The sequence below is a fragment of the Roseomonas sp. TAS13 genome (assembly GCF_001950415.1).
Classification (GTDB): domain Bacteria; phylum Pseudomonadota; class Alphaproteobacteria; order Acetobacterales; family Acetobacteraceae; genus Roseomonas; species Roseomonas mucosa.
In genome coordinates this window covers 1-3,910 of the sequence record NZ_BDLP01000385.1, presented here as the reverse complement: position 1 = coordinate 3,910, position 3,910 = coordinate 1, and the positions used below count along the sequence as shown (strand labels likewise).

Sequence of the window (3,910 nt, the reverse complement as noted above, 5' to 3'; positions counted from 1 at the left end):
GCCTGCTCGCCGAGGGTGGCGAAGGCGTCCACGACCGTGGTGGCGGGCAGGTTGAGCGAGACCGGCACGGGCTGCGGCCGCTCGACTCCCTCGACGCTCGACACCACCACCCGGTAGCCCACGACATCGGCGAGCTTGCGCACGCCATCGGCCAGCGGGCCGTTCCAGGCGAAGGCGATGGGACGCTGCAGCTCCTCCGGCACCACGCGGCCGCGACGGGCGGTGAGGTCCACCCGGCTGACGCCGCCGAGCTGCGAGAGCTGCTGCCCCACCTGCTCCATCGACTGGCGGAGCGCGATCTCCGGGTTGGGCATGCCGGGGGTTGCGATCTCGGCCGTGGGGCCGCCCGTGGCGCAGCCCGCGAGGCCGACCAACCCCATCAAGGCCAGCATCAGCCGGCTGTTCATCCTCGCCATGCGGGACCTCCGTTCCTATGCGTGAAGCATGGAGCGGAGCGATGCGAACGGGAGGCCTCCCTTTGCAGCTGCGGGCTCGTTCGCCGACCTGTCAGGCTGACGAGGACGGGGCTACGAATCCTGTGTTCGCATCGAACACGGCCCCTATGCGACGCGACTATTCGGCCGCCAGCTTCTGGGAAGGCTGGCCATGATCGGGCGCCACGTCCCGCAGGACGATGCCGAGGCCTTTGCCGTCGATCAGCTCGGCGGCGATCTCGTCCACCACGCCGGCTTCGGCGCGCGTGTCCAGCTCGCCGAGCTTGAGCCGCTCGTTCTTGCGCCGCTCGATCTCCTTCACCGCCGAGCCGCGCTTGAACACCTTCGCCAACCGCCGCAGCGCCTCCGAGAAGCCCAGGGCCGCATAGAGGCGGTTGCGCAGGCTGGTGTCGCCCGGCGTGGTGCTCAGCGCCCACAGCTCGACCGGGCCCAGCGAGTTGATGAGCATCTGCTCGTACTTGGCACCGCCGGCGGTCAGCACCGCGAGGAAGGGAGCCCCGTTCGGTCCCGGGCCGTTGAGCGCATAGCGCACGACATCCGCACTCGCGGCCGACAGGTCGAAGCGCGTGATGATCTCTTCGCGCTCCTTCTCGTCGCCGGTCCGCAGGATGAAGCGCCCGGTGCTCTGGGCGACGATGGCCTCGCCCATGTCCTCCAGCCGCTGCGACGAGAAGCCGAGCTGGATGTTGTGCTTGCGGCCCTCGCGCACGTCGAGCTCGGCCTGGGCGCGGACCAGCGGGCTGCCCCTGGTGCGGTGCCACTCGTCGTAGTCGAGGCGCTTGACCGCCTCCATCACCTCCTGGAACCGCTCGCGGTGGTAGTCGCGCACCGGCTCGGGGACGAACTGCGCGTAGTCCGGGTGCAGGAAGAAGTTCCGCGCCAGCAGATGCCGCGCCAGCATGTACATCAGCTCGGTCTGCCGGTTCGCCGCCGCCGAGCCGGCCGGAGCCACCGCGGCGAGGTCGAGCACGATGATGCGGGCCGGGCCGAAATCCAGGCGGGTTGGCCGGCTCAACGAGGGAAAGCGCCGGATCAGATCGTAGACGTAGCGCTCGAACAGGGTGCAGGCGGACTCGCTGGTCTCGGCGATATGCAGGTCCTTGAAGGCGTCGCGGATCTGGTCCGAGCGGGCGGCGGCGATCAGGTCCTGCAGCACCGGCACGGCATGGCGCTGCGCTACCTCGGCCAGCCGCATCTCGCCGGCGCCGATCAGCGCATCCACGGCGTCGCGCCACCAGGGGGTATCGCCGGGCAGGACGAGCCCGTGGCGGCGCAGCGCGGCATCCACCTCCGGCTCCACGCCGGCCCGGTAGGGCTTCGGCGAGCCGCCGGTGACGTCGGTGCAGAGCCGGTAGGCCTCGTCGATCACGGCGCCGATCAGCTGCGCCATGCCCTCGAAGGGAGTGGAGGTATCCGGGGGCGTGGTGGCCAGCGCCAGGAAGTTCTGCAGGAAGGACCGCTCCAGTGGCAGCGGGTAGTGGCAGCCGACCTGCAGGTCGAAGATATTGACCTCGTAGCCCGGCCCGAACTGCATGGTGACGAAGATCGCCTCGTGCTCGCGCGCGGGGCCGAGCGCCTCGCGCACCAGCCGCACGAAGCCCTGCGCCGAAGGGCCGATATCGGCCTTGCCGATCAGCGGCAGCCTGGCGCCCTTGACCCCGAGCACGGCGGGGCTGAGCACCAGGCCGAGGTTGATGCAGTTGGCCAGCACCGACTTGCCGGAACCGGGCGGCGCCACGAAGACGTCGCAGACGAGCGGGCGCTTGTCGCCGCCGGAGGGGTCGTAGGGCCAGATGGCGCCGTCGGGCCGGCGGAACAGCACCGAGCCCTGCTCCCAGGGCGAGGCGGTGCGGTTCCAGGGCAGCATGGCGAAGGCGTCGCCCAGCAGGGCGATCTGCGGCGTGCCGGTCGAGGTGAGCGACAGGCCGGGGACGCTGGACAGCGCCCCCTCCAGCGGATCGCCGGCGATCGGGGTGGTCTTGCAGTTGCCCCAGCCCTCGATGCGCTGCGCCAGGGTCGAGGCGCGACGGCGCAGCAGCCGCATCTCGCCGGCCGGGGCCCAGGTCGCGAAGGAGGCGCGCAGCCGCACGCCGATGTGGTTGTCCTCGTTGCGGGCCTGCCGCAGGGCGTCGAAGGCGCGCCGGATATCGGCGTTGCCGGGGAACATCGAGAAGAAGGTCGCGGCGACCTCCTTGATCTGCATGGCGTTGCGGCCGCCGCCCTCGATCACCACGGCGCTGCGCCAGGGGATGCGGTCCTGGCCCAGCCGGGCGGAAAGCTCGACGAAGGGACGCGGATCCTCGGGCCCCACCGCCATGTCCACCGGGGCATAGTCGTGATCGCCGATGCGGACGCGCTGGCCCCCCAGCGTCTCGGCATCGGCATGGAACATCTGCTCGGCCACGGCCGGCCACAGCATGCCGGCGGTGGGGCTCTCGCCGCCATCGGGATCCTCGGTCGCCCGCGGCATCACCCGGTCGCCCGGCAACGTCGCCTTCCAGTCGGAGCCGGCGGTTTCGCGGTAGACGGATTCGCGGATCACCCTGAGCGCCTCGTGGGCATCCAGTTCGCGGGTGGCGACGTCGTTGTTGCCGAGCGACGCGACGACCCGCGAGACGAAGGCCGTGTGCCGCGCCGCCATCACCTCGGAGCGCAGGTAGTAGCGCTGGCTGTTGCCGGCGCGCGGCCCCTCGCGCGAGAGGACCTTCTGCTCCTCGGCCATCTGCCGGCGCTCCTCCTTGGTCAGGACAGCGCGGCGGGTCCAGAGCACGTAGTAGGCGGCCTCCCAGCGCATGATCCGGGGCCACAGCGCCGCGCGTTCCTCGAGCACGTCCGAGACGTTGAGACCGAGTTCCCGTGCGATGGTGCGGCAGGAGGCGAGGTTCAGCCGCTCGATCTCGACCCCGGCCATGTCCGGGTCGGAGACGTACCAGCCGACAATGGCGTGGCCACGGTCCTCCAGCGCGCCCGCCAGGTCGATGCGCTGTGCCGTGGCGATGCGCTCGACGTCGTCGCGCTTGGCCATCCGCCGCATGCCCTCGATACGGACCACGCTGAGGTAGTCGCATTGGCGCGTCACCAGGGCGTCGCCATGGGCGGTCTCGATCTCGCAGAAGGCCGGCAGCGGCTGGCGGAGAACCAGCGACAGGCCGGCGAGGCCACGGGTGATGGCGGTGGCGATCATGCGGCCTCCGGGCGGTGGTGGATCATCCTGGGCGCGCCCCAGGCGCGCAGCAGGTCCGGATAGATGTCCTCCTTGCCGCGCGGCATCCGGCCGAGCGGCAGCAGGCGGACGCCGCCAAGGAGGTAGGCCCGGTCCTGGTAGGCGCGCGGCGCGAGGCCGAGCAGCGCGGCGCCGAGCACCGCCGGATCGTGGGTCAGGAGCTTGCTGGCGCAGATCGCCTGGCGGGCCTGTCTCTTGATCACATCTACGCACAGCTCCACCGTAAGGCGAA

Annotated in this window: 2 protein-coding genes and 1 pseudogene; all 3 read right to left on the bottom strand. The window is 71.1% G+C overall.

Annotated elements, in window-relative coordinates; all coding sequences use genetic code 11:
- Positions 1-416 (bottom strand): DotD/TraH family lipoprotein (locus tag ROTAS13_RS20620; RefSeq protein WP_075823269.1); only part of this gene is annotated, 416 nt, incomplete at its 3' end.
- A 157-nt stretch (positions 417-573) separates the two neighbouring features.
- Positions 574-3,639: an ATP-binding protein gene (locus ROTAS13_RS20615; protein ID WP_027297358.1), complete on the bottom strand. Its 3,066-nt coding sequence runs from the start codon at positions 3,637-3,639 to the stop codon at positions 574-576.
- Positions 3,636-3,910 (bottom strand): annotated as a pseudogene (locus tag ROTAS13_RS27405) (hypothetical protein); the annotation flags it as partial. The pseudogene ROTAS13_RS27405 and the gene ROTAS13_RS20615, both read right to left, overlap by 4 nt.

Bases quoted from the DNA above. Each gene is read 5' to 3' on its own strand.
- ROTAS13_RS20615 (WP_027297358.1), bottom strand. From the start codon at position 3,639: ATGATCGCCACCGCCATCACCCGTGGCCTCGCCGGCCTGTCGCTGGTT.